This is a genomic window from Peribacillus sp. FSL E2-0218 (assembly GCF_037992945.1).
Taxonomy (GTDB): domain Bacteria; phylum Bacillota; class Bacilli; order Bacillales; family DSM-1321; genus Peribacillus; species Peribacillus simplex_B.
In genome coordinates this window covers 483,067-500,376 of record NZ_CP150304.1, presented here as the reverse complement: position 1 = coordinate 500,376, position 17,310 = coordinate 483,067, and the positions used below count along the sequence as shown (strand labels likewise).

The window sequence follows — 17,310 nt, the reverse complement described above, 5'->3', positions numbered from 1 at the left end:
TCCAATGCCGTTCTCCCCCTATCCCTTTATCTCCAATAGTTTCTGCTTCAATTCATTTTCCATCGATGCCAGTTCCTGCTCCGCCTGTCGCCGTTTATGCCTGCCTTCTTCTTGGATTCTCATCGTTTCTTCTAATGTCGAAATCAAGTTAGCTTGAGTATTCTTTAATGTTTCAATATCGACAAGTCCCCGTTCATTTTCTTTTGCCGTTTCAATGGTATTTACTTTCAGCATTTCAGAGTTCTTCAAGAGCAAGTCATTGGTAGTCTTGGAAACTTGCTTTTGCGCTTCAACTGCATGGCGCTGCCTGATTAAGGTCAAGGCTATCGCCACCTGATTTTTCCAAAGAGGAATGGCCGTCATGATCGAAGACTGTATTTTCTCGACTAGCGCCTGATTCGTGTTTTGAATCAGCCTGATCTGCGGTGCGCTTTGAATCGTGATTTCACGGCTCAGTTTCAAATCATGCAGCCTTTTATCCAGTCGCTCGGCGAATTGGCGCATATCATTGACCTCTTGAAACTTCATTTGGTCATTGCTTAATTCAGCGGATTTTTTCAGCTCAGGGATCGTTTTCCCATGAATTTCTTCCAGTTTGATTTCCCCGGCAGCAATATAGACATTCAACGCCTGAAAATAGTCCTTATTCGTTTCATAAAGTTTTTCCAGTATGACGATATCCGAAAGCAGGATATTCTTGCTCCGGTCAAGCTTCACGCTGATTCTGTCAATTTGCGCGCCAGTTTTTTGATATTTAGAAAGCACTTCCTGAACGGAACCGGACAGCTTACCGAACATACGCGCAAAAAATGACGGTTTATCCGGTTTAAGCTCATCAGGACTCAATTCGTTTAACTTCTTCATTAAGTCACTGATAATGCTCCCCACTTCACCGACATCCTTTTTCTGAACATGCTCAAGCATCGAATTGGAAAAGGTCAAAAGCTTCGATTGGGCAGGCGTGCCATAAGATATCATCGCCTGATGATTCGTTGGATCAATTTGTTCGGCAAGCTGATAAGCCTTTGCCCGATTTTCCTCTGGGATGACATCAATCAATTTAACCGGCTTAGCCTCCTGTGAGGATGAAGGCGTCTTTTCCTGCAACTCATTGAATGGATTGGACAGGAGATCATCGAGTAAATTGGCATTATCCGTTTTATTCAACAGGTTTGGATCGTTATTATTCATTTTAACCTCCTGCTTTCATCGATTACTTGTGATTCTTTTCTCGTTTTGATCGAATGCTTTGCTACATCCAACTCGAAATTAAGGTTATCGATATCATCGGCAATCACATGATATAAATCCTTTTCTATCGTTTTTGTGAGGTCCTTCAAAGTTTTTCGGGTTTCCGCTAAAGAGAGCTCGAGTTCCCTGTTCTTTCTTGGTTGCTGTGATAAAAAAACATATTTCTCAGCAAGCTCTGTGGCAGAATCGAGATGGGAATAGTAAAATTGTTCAGCCTGATAAAACCGCTTCGGTTCTTTTTTGGTAAGACTATATATTTTCCTGATCATTTTAATCATATCCTTCCTTTGCTTAAAAGAAGAAATATGCCTGACAGAGATTAACGCCTTTTGCACCCGCCATATTTTCTGTTTTGCTTCACTTATATTTTTCTTTATATATTGATATTCTTTTCTTGTCAATCCATGCTTTTTAAGGAATCGCGAAGAAAAGTAAGCCGTACTCAGCCAGTATGCAAGCGCACCTCCGGCAATGGAAATGGCAACGGAGGCAGCAAGGGGCAGATTAAAGGCGAAATAGCTCACCAGCAACACCGGCAAAATGACTGGAAATGCCATCAATATGGAAATAAAATCAGTAAGAAATCGATTCATGATCATTACACTCCTGACTTACACGCTTTTCTATATATACGGATTATCCTTTTGATAAGTTTCAATATGCGAAGATTTCTCTCTATCTTAAACGATATAGGAACAGATTGATTTCTGCAAATTTATTGAAATTTTTCTTTGAAAAACACACCCGCCCAACTGGCTTTTATAGGCTATCGCCTTGCCACTTCACCAGAACTTACATAAGTTATTACGTATCCATCCTGAATTTAAAAGGAGTGTTGACAATGAATTCATCCGGATTTTATCCTTATCCACAACAAAACGGAAATCAGCAGTACATTCAGCCGAGTTTCAACCCCTATTTTCAACAGCCAGAACGATTTGATTCTGAGTATGTTCCTCAGCAGGAATGGAACCTCCCACAGAATCAAGAAAACCCATTCAATTCTTCAACAGACCCATTCGACTCCGACAGGCAGCCGCCGCAATCTCAGCAACTCGAAAGAAGGGTACGTGAACTAGAGCGGCAAAATGAGCGACAAACGCGGGAACTCACTCGCCTCAACCAAGAAATCACACGTGTAAACCGGGAAGTGAACCGTGTTAACCAAGAAATATCCAGGCTAAGTCAAACCGATCAGCGTCATACCAATAGACTGAACAGGCTTAATCAACGCCTGCGCGCCGTCGAAAGGAACCTCAACATCCCCTTCAACGCAACAGATGATGGCTTTTAAATGTACGATAAGTGGAGCTCATAATGGGCTTCATTTTTTTATCTTCAATTTGGGCACGCTAACTCCTGATTTGAGGCCTTTACTCGCCAATTTCGGCACTTTACTCGCGAGTTTCGAACTTTCACTCGCGAATTGACGTGTTCTTCTTTCACTCGCCCATTTCTATAAAAAATTAATCAATCGATCGATTAATAATGTCATTACAACAAAAAAACAGATAAAAAAAGAACGGGCTTCATTCCCGTTCCAGCATAAGATGGTTCATTTTTTGATTTCTTGATTGTTGTTCCTCCTTGGAGGACAAGTCATATTTTTTCAATAGGTGAAAAAGTTCATTCAAGGTTTCCTGCGAATGGTCATTATCCAGAAAAAGATTTAATGCTTGGCTCAATGTTGGTGGTAAAAATTCCAGTTGAGCATTCAATTTCAGGTTGACATCTTGCTGTGAATGATTAAGGTTGCATGTGCTCATTTGTAATCACCTCTTACTTGATTCTACCATTAGTTTTAACGTGAAACATCTTTCGCTTCTTCATCCCGCTTAAAGTATTCTTCGACCTTGATGAATTCCGGCGAAGTATGTGTGGCCATGATTCCGTGATAGCTGATATCCAAACCCAATTCTTCCTCTTCATCAGTCGATCTTGTCGGGACCCAAATATTGATGATTTTAAAAACGATCCATGTCAGTGAGAAGCCCCATAGGCATAGTGCCACTAATCCTACCGATTGCACCCCAAGTAAATGCCATCCTCCACCTGTAAACAATCCGCCTTCAGTGGAGAAAAGGCCCAATGCTATCGTCCCCCACATGCCAGAGGCCGCATGAACGGGAAAGGCGCCCACCGGATCGTCGATTTTCCTGGCCTCCAGCCAATTGGTTGCAGCGAGCATCAGCAGCCCGGAAATGGCTCCGATCAGGATCGCAGCAAGATCACTAACGAATGCACAGCCTGCCGTGATCCCGACAAGTCCTGCAAGTGAGCCATTAATGACGGATGGTGCATCCGATCTGCCATACCTGAATAGTGTATAAAGCAACGTCACAGCCCCTCCAGATGCCGCTGAGAGCATCGTGACGATGGCAATATGGCCAATGCGGGCATCTGTAGCCTGCAAAGTGCTTCCAGCATTAAACCCAAACCAGCCGAACCATAAGAGAAAGGCTCCGACAGAAGCCAACGGGAGGTTGCTCGGCAGTGAAATCGAGCTTGTTCCCACCGCGGTGAATTTTCCTGCTCTCGGCCCAATGACTATGGCGGCCGCCAGTGCAGAAAAACCACCGAGTGCATGAATGACAGCCGACCCTGCAAAGTCCTGCATGCCTAACTCGTTTAACCAGCCTCCGCCCCAAATCCAGTGTCCTGCTACCGGATAGATGAAGGCCGTCATCATGACGACAAAAATGAGGTATGCCCGAAAATTAATTCTCTCGGCAACCGCTCCGGAAACGATGGAGATGACGGCAATGACGAATGCCCCTTGAAATAACCAATAGGCATCAATGGAAATCGTCAGGTCGATATGCGATAAATCACCTTTGAGCAGAAAGCCGCTTGTCCCGACAAGACCAAATACATCGGTTCCATACATTAAGCCAAAACCAATGACAAAATAACATAGCGTCCCGATCGTGATATCGGCAAAAACCTTCATGATGATATTCACATTATTTTTGGTCCGAACGAATCCCGCCTCCAATAAGGCAAACCCACCTTCCATCAGTAATATCATCGCTGCCGTCAAAACGACCCAAATCGTATCCAAGCCCGCGTTTAACGTTTCTAATGTCATCTTGGTCGTCCCTCGTCTTTCTGACTGGCGGTCATCTCTTTAATGATGTCAGTGGGCAAATGTAATTCCCGCCTTTCCGGTTCCGCTTCCAGCATGCCAATCACTTCATCCAAAAAAGCGATCTTTCGCTTTATCGTCTCGATTTTTTTATATCTATCTTTGACATTCACCAAATGCTCCACTGCCTTGTGATGGCTTGGTGCATGCCCGGTAAAAAACCGTTTCAATGGAGAAAGGGATTGATACCAAGCTTCCTCAGCACTTCGCTTTTGTTCGTATTTATGAATTTTGTATTTAATCGATTCAATTTCAGACTGTTGTTTATTTTTAATGAATTGCAAGTCTTTTACGGCATCTTCAGATGATATCTCTAAAACCGTTCTATTATATACATCATCCATAATTTCCATGTTATATCACCTCACGTGATGACGGTATATTTTCTAATTATTATATGCACAATTCTGAATTGAGTCAATATTTAAATCAAAACTTGCTCTCTTCCTATTAATCAAACGTTTGATTAAAGGAAAAATTGGCACGTATATAAAGCCGAAATTTTCCTTACGCTAAAAAGGCAATATAAAACAAGGGGGAATCCGGAAATGACTGTAATCAATGATGTTAAAACTACTTTAGCCGGTCTTAAAAGTGCGCAAGCGAGCTTTGAAACCTTCGCTCTTTCCACCGATAATGAGCAAGCCAAACAGCTCTACCAACAAGCGGCGCAACAAACCCAAACGATTGTAGACAGCATTACTCCTCGCATTAATGAAATCGAGAACGAGGAACCACAATACAAACAATAATGGACTTTCCTATAAAAAAGGTTGGTTTCATCGATCAACCTTTTTTATATATATAAGTCCATTTGTACATACGAGTAAAAAAACAAAAAGAGGTGGTTTTCCATGCATACAGGGCATCGCACTTGGGTGTTTGACCAGAAGCCCGTCATTGTCTCAACCGGTACCGTCGGCGGCCCTTTCGAGGCGAACGGATTGCTTGCCGATGATTTCGATCTCCTTCATTCCGATTTGTGGATTAATCAAGATACCTATGAAAAAGCTCATAAGGTGTTATTGGAAGACGCGTGTACGAAGGCAATCGAAAAGGCTGGCCTCCAGAAGGAACAAATTCAATTTTTCCTTGGAGGCGACCTTATCAACCAAATGACACCCACCAGCTTTGCTTGCCGGACTCTGGGCACTCCTTACCTCGGCTTGTTTGGAGCCTGCTCCACGTCCATGGAGGGTCTAGCTCTCGGCGCGTACCTCGTCAATACGAACGGGGCAGATTACTTATTGACAGGGGCATCGAGCCATAACGCTGCCGTGGAGAAACAATTCCGCTACCCTACTGAATATGGCGGGCAAAAACCACCAACCGCACAATGGACCGTTACTGGTGCAGGAGTGGCTTTATTAAGCAAGGCTGGAACAGGACCGAGGGTCACTTCAGCTACGATCGGACGTGTGATCGACATGGGGTTGACCGACCCTTTCAATATGGGTGGGGCCATGGCACCTGCTGCGGTCGATACCATTGAAGCCCATTTAAGAGAACGGAATTTGGATCCATCCTATTATGATTTAATTGTGACCGGCGATTTAGGCCAGATTGGGCATGATGTTTCATTGGAGTTATTGAATAACCATGGAATCAAAATGAAGAAAGAGCAATATATGGATTGCGGTACAATGATATATCGGGACGGACAGCCTGTCCTCTCAGGGGCAAGCGGACCGGGTTGTTCGGCGGCCGTCGTTTATGGGCATTTATTGAACCGGATGAAAAAAGGCGAAATCAATAAGATGCTCGTCGTGGCCACGGGTGCGTTGTTATCTCCCCTTTCCTTTCAACAAAATGAAACGATTCCAGCAATTGCCCATGCTGTATCAATTGAATTTGACGGTGAGCCGCAACCATGACTTTTTAGGAAATGATGCTTGATTTTCGAATTTAGAGGAGGATGCACCATGACGATAGCATCAGAAGTGAAGCAATGTGTCTCCAGCCTAAAAGGAATCGAAGCCGGGTTATCCAGCTTGGCACTTCGGACCCAAGATGAAGAATCGAAGCGAGCTTTGCATGAAACGATGCTGGTGGTGAATGAGGTCATGAGGGAGGTACAGGAACGCGTCGGAAAACTGGAGCTGGAAGAACCGCAATATAAAGGCTTTTAGAACATGGATTATTGCAGGAGGTGTTAGGTAATGCCGAATTGGTTAGAAATCGTAATGCGGTCACTATTCTTTTTAATCGTTCTTTTCTTGATCACGAAAGTGTTAGGGAAAAAACAATTATCCCAGCTTTCCTTTTTTGAATATGTTACAGGCATAACCATTGGTAATGTCGGGGCGGAATTGGCTACCAAAGTGGAGGGAAACATTATACACGGGGTACTGTCCATCCTCGTTTTTGCCTTGGCTCCCTTCCTTGCAGGGTCGATATCATTAAAAAGCAAAACCTTCCGTGATCTTGTAGAAGGAAAAGCGTCCGTTTTCATCAAGGATGGCAAGGTCATGGAAGATAATCTGAAGAAAGAAAAATATACAATCGATGAGTTGTTAGCCTTGCTTCGGAAAAAGGATGTCTTCGATGTTTCCGAAGTCGAGTTTGCCTTACTGGAAGCGAACGGGGATTTTTCGGTCATGTTAAAGAAGCAGAATCAGCCTTTGACACCTAAAGATCTTAACATTCCAGTCGCAGCAGTCAAGGAGCCGCAAACAGTCGTCATGGACGGCCTTATACTTGATGAACCACTTTCAACGATAGGACTGAATCGTAATTGGCTTCATACTGAAATAGATAAGCTGGGGGTGACCCTTGATAATGTTTTTCTTGCCCAAGCGAATTCCAATGGGGAATTAACGGTCGACCTTTTTGATGATAAACTCAAGATTCCTTCTCCACAAGAAAAACCTTTACTGCTGGCAACCTTGAAAAAATGCCAGGCCGATTTGGAATTGTTTGCCCTCGGGACGGAGTCAAAGGAAGCTAAAGAAATGTATAGCAAGAACAGCGTAAAGCTGCAAAAAGCAATTGACGATGTAGCATATATCTTAAAAAACTGATGGCCGCAAGTTAATGTCTCACTTTCAAAAGCGAGGTGGTCAGACCGATAATGACGATCGTCACGCATGAAAACAAGAATATTTCCACACCCAGAGTGAAGACAGCCGCTGAAATGATGAGGGTATCTATAAGGATAATCGCTAAAGCAATATCCAATGAGGAGGATTTGGATATGATTTTGGCTAGCATATCCGTTCCGCCGCTGCTTGTCTCATATCGAAGCATGAGCCCGATGCCCATTCCTATGATAACTCCGCCTATTAAGGAGCTGGTCAGTATCGATAAGGAAAAAACCTTTTTCAGCGGGTTTAGCCAATCCATGAACAGGGAGGTCAAAAGCAGACCGTGGACACTGCTATAGAAAAAGGGCCGTTCATAGCACCATGCATAAAAAAATATAGGCACACTAAGGACTAGCATCGAAAGTCCCGTTTGAAAACCAAAAAAATAATGTAGGATGAGGGCAATTCCAATAACGCCGCCGTCTATCAGGTGATGAGGGACTAAAAAACCATTGATTCCGAAACCCAACAAAAAGCTACCAACAATGACAGCCACCACTTTTTGAAAATTGATAAAATCACCTTGCCTCCCATTTCATATTTCTTAATATATGTCCAAGTTAGGGAGTCGAGAATATACAAGTGAAAAAAACCCTCCTTATCAACAGCAGAACTTAAGGAAAAAGAGCCCTGTCACGAGGACTGGACTCTTTGTTAGGTTATGATTTAAGCTCTAATAACACAACGTTTTCCACATGTGTCGTCATCGGGAACATATCCACTGGCTGGATATCGACTGCTTTATATCCACCAGCTTCCAAGATATGAAGATCACGAGCTAAAGTGCCTGGGTTGCATGATACATAGACCACTTTGTTCGGTTTCATCTCGATGATTGTGTTAAGAAGAGATTCCTCACAGCCTTTGCGAGGTGGATCGACGACGATGACATCGGCCGTGTTTCCTTTTTGGTACCATTCAGCAATAACATTGCCAGCATCACCAACGATGAATTCGGCATTCGTGATTTCATTCAACTCAGCATTGCGGCGAGCATCTTCGATCGCTTCTTCCACCACTTCAACACCGATGACTTTTTTCGCTTGTTTAGCCAGGAATAACGAGATCGTGCCAATGCCGCAATATGCATCAATCACCGTCTCTTCTCCCGTTAGCCCCGCGTAATCAAGTGCTTTATCATAAAGAACCTTGGTTTGATCGGGGTTGATTTGATAAAAGGATTTAGCGGAAATGGCAAATTTCACATCGCCGATCATATCATGAATCACTTCGTCGCCCCATAATAAGGTCATGTGATCGCCTAGGATGACGTTCGTTTTCTTGGAATTCACATTTTGTACGATTGATTTCACTTTAGGCAGGCGGTCCACGATTTCCTTGACGATGGTTTCTATGAAAGGAATGCTTTTCGTTCTTGTAACGAGAACGATCATCAATTCGCCTGTTTGCTTGCCGTAACGGGCCATGATGTGCCGCAATACACCTTTGTGTGACTCCTCATCGTAAGCAGGAATGCCAAGCTTACTGAAAATCTCCTTCACAACTTGAACAACCTCACTGATCACTTCATGTTGGATGATGCTTTCTTTTGTTTCGACAATCTCATGTGTCCGTGGTTTAAAGAATCCCGCGATTAACTCTCCATCCTTATCGCCGACAGGCACTTGCGCCTTATTTCGATAATGAGTCGGGTTCTCCATGCCGATGATCGGATGGACAACCGCGCCTTCCAATTTCCCGATCCGCGCCATCACTTCACGGACTTGCTTTTCCTTGAATTCCAGCTGTCCTTCGTAGCTCATATGCTGCAGCTGACATCCGCCATATTTATGGAAGTCTTCCGCTTTAACCTCGACACGATATGGACTGTTTTCTATAATCTCCATCAATCGGCCGAAGCCATATCCTTTATTGGCCTTCATCACTTTAATTTTCGCTTTTTCACCAGGAAGGGCATTCTGAACAAAGATTGGGTAGCCATCGACTTTAGCGACTCCTGCTCCTTCATGTGTTAAGTCCTCGAATAAAACCTCTATTATATCGTTTTTAGCAACAGGTGCTGTTTTTTTCATATCATCTTCTCTTTTCTTTTTTATGCTAGCCTGTATTTTACCACAATCGGAGCCTTGCCACAAAACGACTCACCAAATTACCCTTTTTTTCATAAAAATATAGGGGAAGGAATTATGGGTTTTTCATAGTTCCATGCATAAAAGTACGATAAAAAAAGAAAAATAAGGAAAATTAGTTGAGGTGAGAAAAATGGGTTTGTTTAACTCTATATCAGCCTGGAATGCAACACGGTTAGAAAAACATCGAGCAAGTATGGAGGAAAAAGGCCTTTGTCCGGATTGTTACGGGCGTGGATACAGCTCCTTCGTGCCAACTGAATATCATTTTTCCGATATCCACGATTGCCCTGGTTGTAACGGCAGCGGAACCTATGCCGATTGGGCAGCCATGAACGGACAGCAAATGTAATCGCTGGCATATAAGAAGACCCCCCTGTCAAGAAGGGGGGCCAGTTTGTAGACAAAAGGGGGGCGGAATTATATATTCCGCCCCCCTTTTGAAATTCTTTTCGAATGTTCTCCTGATTTTTAGAGATCGTAGCTCTACGACCACCCTTTATTAGGCCAGTCTTGGACCTTGCCATGTCCAATTGGCCATCTTTTCTACATTCATGGCAGCGAAAGTAAGCATCGCCTGCAACGACAATTTTTTAAGTCCCCTTAAAGTAGTCCAAGGCATACCATTTCTTTTGCATCTGCGAATACACGCTCTATCGTTTCTTACGTATCGCATAGACAGGGTTTACATCTTGATGATGACGCAGATGATCTGACCTTCCACATGTGTTTGCCAGATATTCCGGCAAAGAAATACAAGAAAGTACAACAGATTCTGAGAGTGGCTACTAGGTAAAAGATGAACGAACAAAACAGTTTGCCTATTCATTCCACGCGCTGCAGACCGCAACGGGTTTGCCAAAAGCCATTGCCGCAGATGCCGCTTATAAAACACCAGCAATCACTAGCTATTTAATAAAGAAAACATACGGGCTTTACCCTATACACACCCTCGAACAAATAAGGGTACTTTCGCAAACATGACTAGGTATACGATGAACATTTTAATTGTTAGCTTTTAACGTACTCGACAACCAACGAATAAAGAGGGCTATCGTGAGTACAAATCTCCCCAATACACCTGTGCAACCTGCTCATCTTTATCACGATGTACAGACAACAAAAATCATCAAAAAGTGGTGAGATTTCTTATCAAATTTATCCAGTGGAAAAGGCTTCTACCTATGAATTTAAACAAAGTTGATTGGAACGTAAGGTACGAGACTCCTGCGGGGAAAGCACGTCTAGTGGAGACACCGTAGGCGCAAAGCGCCAAGGAGGCTCCCCGACCGCCTCTGGATAAGCGAGTGCCTGGAGTGGAAATTCACGGCTACATAGTACAACTCATAAAAATAGACAAACTTGATTATCATCGAGTTTGTCTACAGTGGGAACCTCCTGTCAAGCAGGGGGTTCTTCTATTCGTTTAACCAAATAGCCAAATTCATAACCGCTGATGGTAACCGTCTTAAGTTCTTTATAGCCTAATTTGTTATAAAGGCGGCTTGCCCCTTCATTTACATGTTCAACAACTAAAGAAACCCTTGGATATCCTTTTTGTTTGGCATATTCCTCAACATATCGAATCAATGCGCTCCCAATCCCTTTTCCTTGGAAATTTGGGTCGACGCATATTGTATCCAAATAAAAATCATCCGTATCCGCTTCTTTGTCAATCGTGATGCTGGGATCTTTCCGCTTCCGCCTTAAGTGTCCGACGATCGGCGCATCCAATTCCTGCGCGTCCTTCCCATGATAGGCAATGATCAATCCCGATATTTCCCCCTCATGAACACTTACGAAGGTGTTTTCATAACTGATCCGATTTCCGCTTTTTTTGAAAAAATCGGCAAGAACGGAAAGAATCCTTTCTTCTTCCATTTCTCCGGTCAATGCTTCTGCAATTTCCTTAATCGCTAACCGGATCAATGAAGCTGCCTTGTCCGCATCTTCCGGTTTCGCTTGCCTAATATACATATTCACGCATTCTCCTTGCAACGTTTTACTGAAAAAGGCCACTGGATTTCCGTGACCTTTTTTCCTATTTATTTGTCGGATCGTCCGGCAATATTCCTTGTGGGATGAATACATCAAAATGGCGGTACTGATTTACGAATTCAGCCGGGGCCATCCCGCCAAATTCGCCATCCAAGTTAAGCATCATATCCTTTTTAGCCTGTACTTTTATCCGATTCGCTTTTTCATAAATGACGTTCTTATCATGAATATGCTCTCCGCGCATTGCCAATGTGGCGACACGGACAATATCCGCGAGATTGGCTTTTTTCAAGATGAGCAGTGTAAACATGCCATCATTCAGGGATGCATCAGGAGCCAATTTTTCAAAGCCGCCGACGGAATTCGTGTTGGCGACCAAGAAAAGCATGATCTCTCCTTCAAACAGCTTTCCATCATATTCAATGGAAACCTCCGTCGGTTTAATCGATGGAAGCATTTCGATACCTTTTATATAATATGCCAGCTGCCCCAGCATCGTTTTCAGCTTGATCGGCACGTCATAAGTCAATTCAGTCAATCGGCCTCCGCCAGCAATATTGATGAAATATTTATCATTCATTTTCCCGATATCGATCGGCATCGTATGCCCGCGGGCAATGATTTCGGCTGCCCCTTCAATTGACTTCGGTAAATGCAGCGCCCGGGCGAAGTCATTCGTCGTTCCCGTCGGAATGATCCCTAGTTTCGGGCGTTTTTCTGCCGTGGCCAGTCCATTAACAACCTCATAAATCGTACCGTCGCCCCCTGCCGCAATGACAATATCATAGCCTCGTTCAATGGCGATCTTAGCTGCATTCGTCGCATCACCCGCACCAGTCGTGGCATGTGCAGAAGCTTCATAACCAGCTTCCTCAAGCTTCGCTAGCACACCTGGCAGACTCTTCTTAATGGCTTCCCGGCCAGAAGTCGGATTGTAAATCAACCTTGCTCTTTTCATTTCCCATCATCCTTATACATATTGATTCCATAATTTACATCTTAATCCTTCGTTACATGAAAAGCAATATTCGAAAAAAAAAAGAGGACCGAACTTTCGGTCCATACCTTTATATGCATTTTTCCAGAATTGTTATCAGGGAAATTATAATGCTTTTTATCATTTTATTCTAGTAAATGATTTCGATCACGGATTATGAACCGTAACATGGATCGTATCTGTGACCGTTAAACTATGATTCCCTTTTCCATACTTGAATATTCCGTTCTTTTTTGCAGGGTCATTTTCACTTATTTGTTCCGGTTTTCCTTCATTCACCTTCCAGCCGTCTTTGGGGCCTTCCAGTTCGTCGGCCCCTCTTGCCTCTATCTTGATATCGCTATTGTCTTGAAGGAACACACTAAGGTTCCCGCTGCCCTTCACATTCCAGTCATTCAGGAGCTGACGAGGTTTCAAGACAAGGTCGGCACTTTGGCCTTCTATCTCCAAGGCCAGCTCGGCAGGGATGACGAGAGTTGCCTCAAGATCCATGCTGCCAGTGTCCAAAAGCCGGTTTTGGATCGGTAAATCCTTGAAGCTGATATAAAGCGTATCCCCATTTCTTTGAACCAGTAAATAATCTTCCACCCGTTTCAGCAGTGGCCCTGAAGTCTCCATTCCCAGCTCATCATATGTTCCGAAAATGGAAACCGACTCCTCTGTACCGCTTTCGACCGTCAAGGGGTATGAACCGGAATCCAAGACGACTCTTTGTATTCCTTTTCCGGCTTTTTCATTGAAGCCAGGTAAATTGACGGTCTTTTCTTCGCTTTTCACCGCTGCCCTGACCTGATCCATCAGGCCGCTAGACGTTAGCAAAATGCATACTATTCCCAGCATCCCAAGCAAGCCCACGAACAGAATGCTAAGAATATCATACTTAACGAAGGAACTTTCTTTTCTGGAGAAAAAGACAAAGAAAAGAATCTCAGCTCCCAAGATGATGAACACTAGCGGCCACCATGATAGGAAAATCGTCGTCAAATCCAGATGCAGGAATTGGGATACCAGTAAAACCACACCTAAACCTGCAAGGGCAGCACCCATTGAAATCGTTCCGACTCTCCATGTCCTCATTTTGTCTCCTCCTCCACCCTAGCTTTTTTACTGCCCGCCATCAATTTGATTCCGCCGCCTATAAGAAGGATACACACCAATCCTTTTTGGAAGTAATCTCTGAACCAATATTCCAGGTTACTTCCAATCCATTCATCCAAATGGGGGGCAATCGCAGGTACGATGATATTACTGGTCAAGAAATAGATTCCAAGTCCCATCAAACCGAACCCTATCCATTTTTGTTGGTTGTCGATTCCTGAAATGATCGGCGTATCTTCAACAGGTCCTTCTTCCATTTTCGAGGCTTTTTGCAATCCATCGAAAAAGCTATAAAACCAGATGATCGGAATAAGGAAAAAGAAGAAGCCCAACCGGAGCAAATCCAATATGTAAATGGCAAACAAAAAACCTGCCATCAATTGAATTCCGCGTTTTTGCAGGCCCAAATATAAGTGGCCGGCCCCAGGGAAGATGGAGAATAAAGTTGCAATTGATTTACTCTTCTTGCCTGTTTCCCGCCTTTGCTCGAAATCCTCCAGCACGGTCCGATCGATGAGTTCCTCGCCTCGCTGCTTTTTATTCAGCTGTTGAACGGAATCAAAAAAGCTGTAAATCCAGATGACCGGCAATAGCGCCATGAATATTAACAGACCCTCCATCTGTGTCAGCATGCTCAGGAATACCACCATAATCCCCAATCCCAAAAAACCGATGAGAAAAATGAGGCCCCGATTCATGAGGCCAAGCTGAAAATGCCCGACGCCCGGAACGAATGAAAGAATGATCACATAAAATCTTTCCGCTTCCGGCTGGGCAGCCACTTTCTCCATATCTGCTTCACCATGCGGATTTCTTAAAGAGGTGACCACCAAGTCAAATATACTAATGAAGTAAAACACCATGCCAATTACGGAAAAGGCCAGGAATGCATCCGTATGACTGATCAATGCAAGCATGAGCCCTCCAAACCCAAATCCGAACGCAGCAAGAAAATAAAATAATCCTTTATATGTCCTGCCCAGATAAAAATGCCCGAATCCTGGAAGGAACGATAATAAAAAAGCGATGACAGGACTTTTATTCATTAATAAACCCCTCCTTATTTTTCTTTTCGATCGAGTCCATCCAATTGAATGTTTTATCGATAATCCCATCTGTCAGGGATTTTGTTTCCTTCACACTGGTCGTCTCCACGGAATCCACGTATTCAGTCAATGATTGAAATACTCCGCCGGCCATTAATAAAACCGTGAATCCGGCCGCTATCAGATAATGTCTGGCAATCGTCCGAAGTGATTGCTCTTTCCGGATTTGCGTGGCCTCTTCCTCACCTCCGCCTTTTTCCCGTTTGATCGACTTCATGACAGAATCTGCAATGTCACCGACGATGAGCAGGCTGGCCTCTTCCATTTCCATCGCTTCCATATAAACGGACAAACATTCGTCACAGGAGTATAGATGATTTTCATATTCTATTTTTATATCCTCGGGCATTTCATCTGCCAAATAAGCAACCCATCCAGCCTTGGAAACATGATTCATGAAAAATCCTCCTCTTTCCAATGTTTTCTCATCCAATTTCTTGCACGATATAACTTAACCTCGACAGACTTCACTTGGATCTGCTGTTCCTCTGCAATTTGCTTGAATGTCTTCTCCTTTATGTAGTAATCATATACCACGTCACGATAGCCCTCCGGGAGGTCATTCAGCTTGCGCAATACCTGCTTTCGTCTTTCATTTTGAAAAAAAACAGCCTCGACATCATCAGATGCGCCCAAATCCGCTTCCGATGATCTTTCCTCATGCGGCTCTTCCTTTTGGCGTTGCCTTTTTCGCTTAAGATCGATTGCATGATTGACGGCTATACGGGTGATCCAAGTTTTGAAGCCCTGATTCTTATATTGAGGAAGAGAAGTATAGATTTTGATAAAGACTTCCTGGGTTACATCTTCTGCATCTTTTTGATTGCGCAAAACGGAATAGACGGTTCGATATATCGTCTGTTTGTACGTTTCAATCAATATCCGGAATGCATGATCATTCCCAGCCCTGACCTTCTCCACTAGCTCATCCGTCACTTCTCTTCCTCCTTTCTGTTAAACATTCATGTAATAGACGACACAAAAAGGAGTTACCCCTACAGATAACTCCAAATTTTTTTTCGCTTGCCGGCTGCCTTTTATTATTCTCGTTAAACCCTATTCCAAATCAAGTAAAAACCGTACCACTTTAACAGTGGTACGGCCAAAAATTAACGTTTATTGATTTGCTCGACCAAGATTTTATTAACAAGCTGTGGATTGGCTTGTCCTTTCGTCGCCTTCATAATCTGCCCGACAAGGAAGCCGATCGCTTTTTGCTTTCCGGCTTTAAAGTCTTCGATTGATTGCGGATTATTATTGAGCGCTTCTTCAACCGCAGTCAACAATGCTCCTTCATCGGAGATTTGGACGAGTCCCTTCTCCTTGACGATCGTTTCTGCATCCCCGCCATTTTCAATCAATTCCTTGAAAACTTTTTTAGCGATTTTTGAAGAAATCGTCCCGTCTTCAATCAGCTTGATCATGCCTGCCAATGATTCGGCCGTCAGTTGGACCTCATGCAGTTCTTTTCCTTCGGCATTCAAGAATGCGGAAACCTCGCCCATGATCCAGTTGGATGCCAGTTTTGCATCTGCACCGGCCGCTGCTGTCGCTTCAAAGAAATCGGCTGTTTCTTTCGTTACCGTTAAGACGGCAGCATCGTATTCCGGTAAGCCGAATTCCTCGACATACCGTTTTTTCCGGGCATCCGGAAGCTCTGGAATTTCAGCTGCAATGCGCGCTTTCCATTCATCATCGATATGGATCGTCAATAAGTCTGGCTCCGGGAAGTAGCGGTAATCATCGGAACCTTCTTTGATCCTCATCAGGACCGTTCTGCCTGTCGCTTCGTCGAACCTGCGTGTTTCCTGCTCGATTATGCCGCCTTCATTCAAGATTTCCGCTTGGCGGATTTCTTCATGCTCCAAGCCTTTGCGAACGAAGTTGAAGGAATTCAGGTTTTTCAATTCGGTCTTCGTACCGAATTCCTTTTGCCCGACAGGTTTCAAGGAAATATTGGCATCGCAGCGAAGTGAGCCTTCTTCCATTTTGCAATCGGAAACGCCTGTATATTGAATGATCGATTTCAATTTTTCCAGATAGGCATATGCCTCTTCAGGAGAAGTGATATCCGGTTCGGAAACGATTTCAACGAGTGGAGTTCCCTGACGGTTATAATCACATAGTGAGTAGTTTCCTTTATGGGTCAGCTTTCCTGCATCCTCTTCCATATGGATGCGGGTGATGCCGATTTTCTTTTTCTTGCCGCCTACTTCTATCTCAATCCAGCCATGTTCACCGATTGGTTGATCGAACTGCGAAATTTGGTACGCTTTAGGATTGTCCGGGTAAAAATAGTTTTTCCGGTCGAATTTCGTAATTTCCGCCACTTCACAATTCAGTGCGATGGCTGCCTTCATTGCAAAATCAACAGCCTTTTTATTGACGACAGGCAATACGCCTGGGTAGCCTAGGTCAATTACGGTCGTGTTACTATTCGGAGCGGCACCGAAATGATTCGGGCTCGCCGAGAATATTTTTGAATCCGTTTTTAATTCTACGTGCACTTCTAAACCAATTACCGTTTCAAAGTCCATTTCTT

At 43.8% G+C, this 17,310-nt stretch carries 20 protein-coding genes and 2 pseudogenes; 7 read left to right on the top strand and 15 right to left on the bottom strand.

Annotation, left to right across the window (positions count from 1 at the left end; all coding sequences use genetic code 11):
* Window positions 1-18: 18 nt before the first annotated feature.
* Entirely contained in the window at window positions 19-1,191 is a 1,173-nt protein-coding gene (locus MHI53_RS02385; RefSeq protein WP_061140548.1) for a toxic anion resistance protein, read from the bottom strand.
* The gene (locus MHI53_RS02380) at window positions 1,188-1,844 is read right to left on the bottom strand and encodes a 5-bromo-4-chloroindolyl phosphate hydrolysis family protein (RefSeq protein WP_061140547.1); all 657 of its coding nucleotides are present in this window, start codon (window positions 1,842-1,844) and stop codon (window positions 1,188-1,190) included. The genes MHI53_RS02385 and MHI53_RS02380 overlap by 4 nt, the downstream gene beginning before the upstream one ends.
* A gap of 248 nt (window positions 1,845-2,092) precedes the next feature.
* Here MHI53_RS02380 and MHI53_RS02375 point away from each other — a divergent pair, with 248 nt between their 5' ends.
* Window positions 2,093-2,545, top strand: a complete 453-nt coding sequence (locus MHI53_RS02375) for a hypothetical protein (protein ID WP_155645352.1) — start codon at window positions 2,093-2,095, stop codon at window positions 2,543-2,545.
* 235 nt (window positions 2,546-2,780) lie between these two features.
* Here MHI53_RS02375 and MHI53_RS02370 read toward each other — a convergent pair whose 3' ends face one another.
* The 3 genes from MHI53_RS02370 to MHI53_RS02360 are packed head-to-tail and all read right to left on the bottom strand — an operon-like array spanning window position 2,781 to window position 4,749.
* A complete protein-coding gene (locus MHI53_RS02370) occupies window positions 2,781-3,017 on the bottom strand; it encodes a hypothetical protein (RefSeq protein ID WP_340372665.1) in 237 nt (78 codons plus the stop codon).
* Between the two features lie 35 nt (window positions 3,018-3,052).
* Entirely contained in the window at window positions 3,053-4,339 is a 1,287-nt protein-coding gene (locus MHI53_RS02365) for an ammonium transporter (protein ID WP_061140545.1), read from the bottom strand.
* Window positions 4,336-4,749, bottom strand: coding sequence for a hypothetical protein (locus MHI53_RS02360; RefSeq protein ID WP_340372664.1), 414 nt, complete (start codon window positions 4,747-4,749; stop codon window positions 4,336-4,338). The genes MHI53_RS02365 and MHI53_RS02360 overlap by 4 nt, the downstream gene beginning before the upstream one ends.
* A gap of 195 nt (window positions 4,750-4,944) precedes the next feature.
* Between MHI53_RS02360 and MHI53_RS02355 the strand changes: the two genes are divergently transcribed.
* From MHI53_RS02355 to MHI53_RS02340, 4 genes are all read left to right on the top strand, one after another.
* Complete coding sequence (locus tag MHI53_RS02355) at window positions 4,945-5,148, top strand: DUF1657 domain-containing protein (RefSeq protein ID WP_061140543.1); 204 nt, start codon at window positions 4,945-4,947, stop codon at window positions 5,146-5,148.
* Between the two features lie 102 nt (window positions 5,149-5,250).
* On the top strand, window positions 5,251-6,270 hold the full coding sequence (spoVAD, locus tag MHI53_RS02350; protein ID WP_061140542.1) for a stage V sporulation protein AD: 1,020 nt from the start codon (window positions 5,251-5,253) through the stop codon (window positions 6,268-6,270).
* A gap of 48 nt (window positions 6,271-6,318) precedes the next feature.
* The gene (locus MHI53_RS02345) at window positions 6,319-6,525 is read left to right on the top strand and encodes a DUF1657 domain-containing protein (protein WP_061140541.1); all 207 of its coding nucleotides are present in this window, start codon (window positions 6,319-6,321) and stop codon (window positions 6,523-6,525) included.
* A 30-nt stretch (window positions 6,526-6,555) separates the two neighbouring features.
* Window positions 6,556-7,416: a DUF421 domain-containing protein gene (locus MHI53_RS02340; protein ID WP_340372663.1), complete on the top strand. Its 861-nt coding sequence runs from the start codon at window positions 6,556-6,558 to the stop codon at window positions 7,414-7,416.
* 10 nt (window positions 7,417-7,426) lie between these two features.
* Here the strand turns inward: MHI53_RS02340 and MHI53_RS02335 are convergent, their stop codons facing one another.
* Together MHI53_RS02335 and rlmD are read right to left on the bottom strand one after the other, a co-directional pair.
* Window positions 7,427-7,975, bottom strand: a complete 549-nt coding sequence (locus MHI53_RS02335) for a YitT family protein (RefSeq protein WP_340373635.1) — start codon at window positions 7,973-7,975, stop codon at window positions 7,427-7,429.
* Between the two features lie 163 nt (window positions 7,976-8,138).
* Window positions 8,139-9,512, bottom strand: coding sequence for a 23S rRNA (uracil(1939)-C(5))-methyltransferase RlmD (rlmD, locus tag MHI53_RS02330; RefSeq protein WP_340372662.1), 1,374 nt, complete (start codon window positions 9,510-9,512; stop codon window positions 8,139-8,141).
* A 190-nt stretch (window positions 9,513-9,702) separates the two neighbouring features.
* On the opposite strand from rlmD, the gene MHI53_RS02325 reads away from it, so the two are divergent.
* A complete protein-coding gene (locus MHI53_RS02325; protein ID WP_057913908.1) occupies window positions 9,703-9,921 on the top strand; it encodes a hypothetical protein in 219 nt (72 codons plus the stop codon).
* A gap of 150 nt (window positions 9,922-10,071) precedes the next feature.
* Here MHI53_RS02325 and MHI53_RS02320 read toward each other — a convergent pair.
* Window positions 10,072-10,314 (bottom strand): annotated as a pseudogene (locus MHI53_RS02320) (transposase); the annotation flags it as partial.
* A gap of 2 nt (window positions 10,315-10,316) precedes the next feature.
* On the opposite strand from MHI53_RS02320, the pseudogene MHI53_RS02315 reads away from it, so the two are divergent.
* Window positions 10,317-10,714, top strand: a pseudogene (locus tag MHI53_RS02315) (IS5/IS1182 family transposase); the annotation flags it as partial.
* Window positions 10,715-10,970: 256 nt separating this feature from the next.
* Here the strand turns inward: MHI53_RS02315 and MHI53_RS02310 are convergent.
* The 7 genes from MHI53_RS02310 to gatB all read right to left on the bottom strand — a co-directional run bounded on the left by MHI53_RS02310 (window position 10,971) and on the right by gatB (window position 17,305).
* Window positions 10,971-11,546: a GNAT family N-acetyltransferase gene (locus MHI53_RS02310; RefSeq protein ID WP_061140537.1), complete on the bottom strand. Its 576-nt coding sequence runs from the start codon at window positions 11,544-11,546 to the stop codon at window positions 10,971-10,973.
* Between the two features lie 64 nt (window positions 11,547-11,610).
* Window positions 11,611-12,525: a diacylglycerol kinase gene (locus MHI53_RS02305; protein ID WP_061140536.1), complete on the bottom strand. Its 915-nt coding sequence runs from the start codon at window positions 12,523-12,525 to the stop codon at window positions 11,611-11,613.
* 186 nt (window positions 12,526-12,711) lie between these two features.
* Window positions 12,712-13,641, bottom strand: a complete 930-nt coding sequence (locus MHI53_RS02300) for a hypothetical protein (RefSeq protein WP_340372661.1) — start codon at window positions 13,639-13,641, stop codon at window positions 12,712-12,714.
* Complete coding sequence (locus MHI53_RS02295; RefSeq protein WP_340372660.1) at window positions 13,638-14,708, bottom strand: TM2 domain-containing protein; 1,071 nt, start codon at window positions 14,706-14,708, stop codon at window positions 13,638-13,640. Before MHI53_RS02295 ends, MHI53_RS02300 begins: the two co-directional genes overlap by 4 nt.
* Entirely contained in the window at window positions 14,701-15,165 is a 465-nt protein-coding gene (locus tag MHI53_RS02290) for a hypothetical protein (protein ID WP_061140533.1), read from the bottom strand. The genes MHI53_RS02295 and MHI53_RS02290 overlap by 8 nt, the downstream gene beginning before the upstream one ends.
* Window positions 15,162-15,704, bottom strand: a complete 543-nt coding sequence (locus MHI53_RS02285) for a sigma-70 family RNA polymerase sigma factor (RefSeq protein WP_061140532.1) — start codon at window positions 15,702-15,704, stop codon at window positions 15,162-15,164. Before MHI53_RS02285 ends, MHI53_RS02290 begins: the two co-directional genes overlap by 4 nt.
* A gap of 173 nt (window positions 15,705-15,877) precedes the next feature.
* Window positions 15,878-17,305, bottom strand: a complete 1,428-nt coding sequence (gene gatB, locus MHI53_RS02280) for an Asp-tRNA(Asn)/Glu-tRNA(Gln) amidotransferase subunit GatB (RefSeq protein WP_061140531.1) — start codon at window positions 17,303-17,305, stop codon at window positions 15,878-15,880.
* Between the last annotated feature and the right edge of the window lie 5 nt (window positions 17,306-17,310).

Excerpts from the sequence above, each read along its gene's own strand:
- MHI53_RS02385 (WP_061140548.1), bottom strand. The coding sequence starts at position 1,191 with ATGAATAATAACGATCCAAACCTGTTGAATAAAACGGATAATGCCAAT.
- MHI53_RS02380 (WP_061140547.1), bottom strand. The coding sequence starts at position 1,844 with ATGAATCGATTTCTTACTGATTTTATTTCCATATTGATGGCATTTCCA.
- MHI53_RS02375 (WP_155645352.1), top strand. The coding sequence starts at position 2,093 with ATGAATTCATCCGGATTTTATCCTTATCCACAACAAAACGGAAATCAG.
- MHI53_RS02370 (WP_340372665.1), bottom strand. The coding sequence starts at position 3,017 with ATGAGCACATGCAACCTTAATCATTCACAGCAAGATGTCAACCTGAAA.
- MHI53_RS02365 (WP_061140545.1), bottom strand. The coding sequence starts at position 4,339 with ATGACATTAGAAACGTTAAACGCGGGCTTGGATACGATTTGGGTCGTT.
- MHI53_RS02360 (WP_340372664.1), bottom strand. The coding sequence starts at position 4,749 with ATGGAAATTATGGATGATGTATATAATAGAACGGTTTTAGAGATATCA.
- MHI53_RS02355 (WP_061140543.1), top strand. The coding sequence starts at position 4,945 with ATGACTGTAATCAATGATGTTAAAACTACTTTAGCCGGTCTTAAAAGT.
- spoVAD (WP_061140542.1), top strand. The coding sequence starts at position 5,251 with ATGCATACAGGGCATCGCACTTGGGTGTTTGACCAGAAGCCCGTCATT.
- MHI53_RS02345 (WP_061140541.1), top strand. The coding sequence starts at position 6,319 with ATGACGATAGCATCAGAAGTGAAGCAATGTGTCTCCAGCCTAAAAGGA.
- MHI53_RS02340 (WP_340372663.1), top strand. The coding sequence starts at position 6,556 with ATGCCGAATTGGTTAGAAATCGTAATGCGGTCACTATTCTTTTTAATC.
- rlmD (WP_340372662.1), bottom strand. The coding sequence starts at position 9,512 with ATGAAAAAAACAGCACCTGTTGCTAAAAACGATATAATAGAGGTTTTA.
- MHI53_RS02325 (WP_057913908.1), top strand. The coding sequence starts at position 9,703 with ATGGGTTTGTTTAACTCTATATCAGCCTGGAATGCAACACGGTTAGAA.
- MHI53_RS02310 (WP_061140537.1), bottom strand. The coding sequence starts at position 11,546 with ATGTATATTAGGCAAGCGAAACCGGAAGATGCGGACAAGGCAGCTTCA.
- MHI53_RS02305 (WP_061140536.1), bottom strand. The coding sequence starts at position 12,525 with ATGAAAAGAGCAAGGTTGATTTACAATCCGACTTCTGGCCGGGAAGCC.
- MHI53_RS02300 (WP_340372661.1), bottom strand. The coding sequence starts at position 13,641 with ATGAGGACATGGAGAGTCGGAACGATTTCAATGGGTGCTGCCCTTGCA.
- MHI53_RS02295 (WP_340372660.1), bottom strand. The coding sequence starts at position 14,708 with ATGAATAAAAGTCCTGTCATCGCTTTTTTATTATCGTTCCTTCCAGGA.
- MHI53_RS02290 (WP_061140533.1), bottom strand. The coding sequence starts at position 15,165 with ATGAATCATGTTTCCAAGGCTGGATGGGTTGCTTATTTGGCAGATGAA.
- gatB (WP_061140531.1), bottom strand. The coding sequence starts at position 17,305 with ATGGACTTTGAAACGGTAATTGGTTTAGAAGTGCACGTAGAATTAAAA.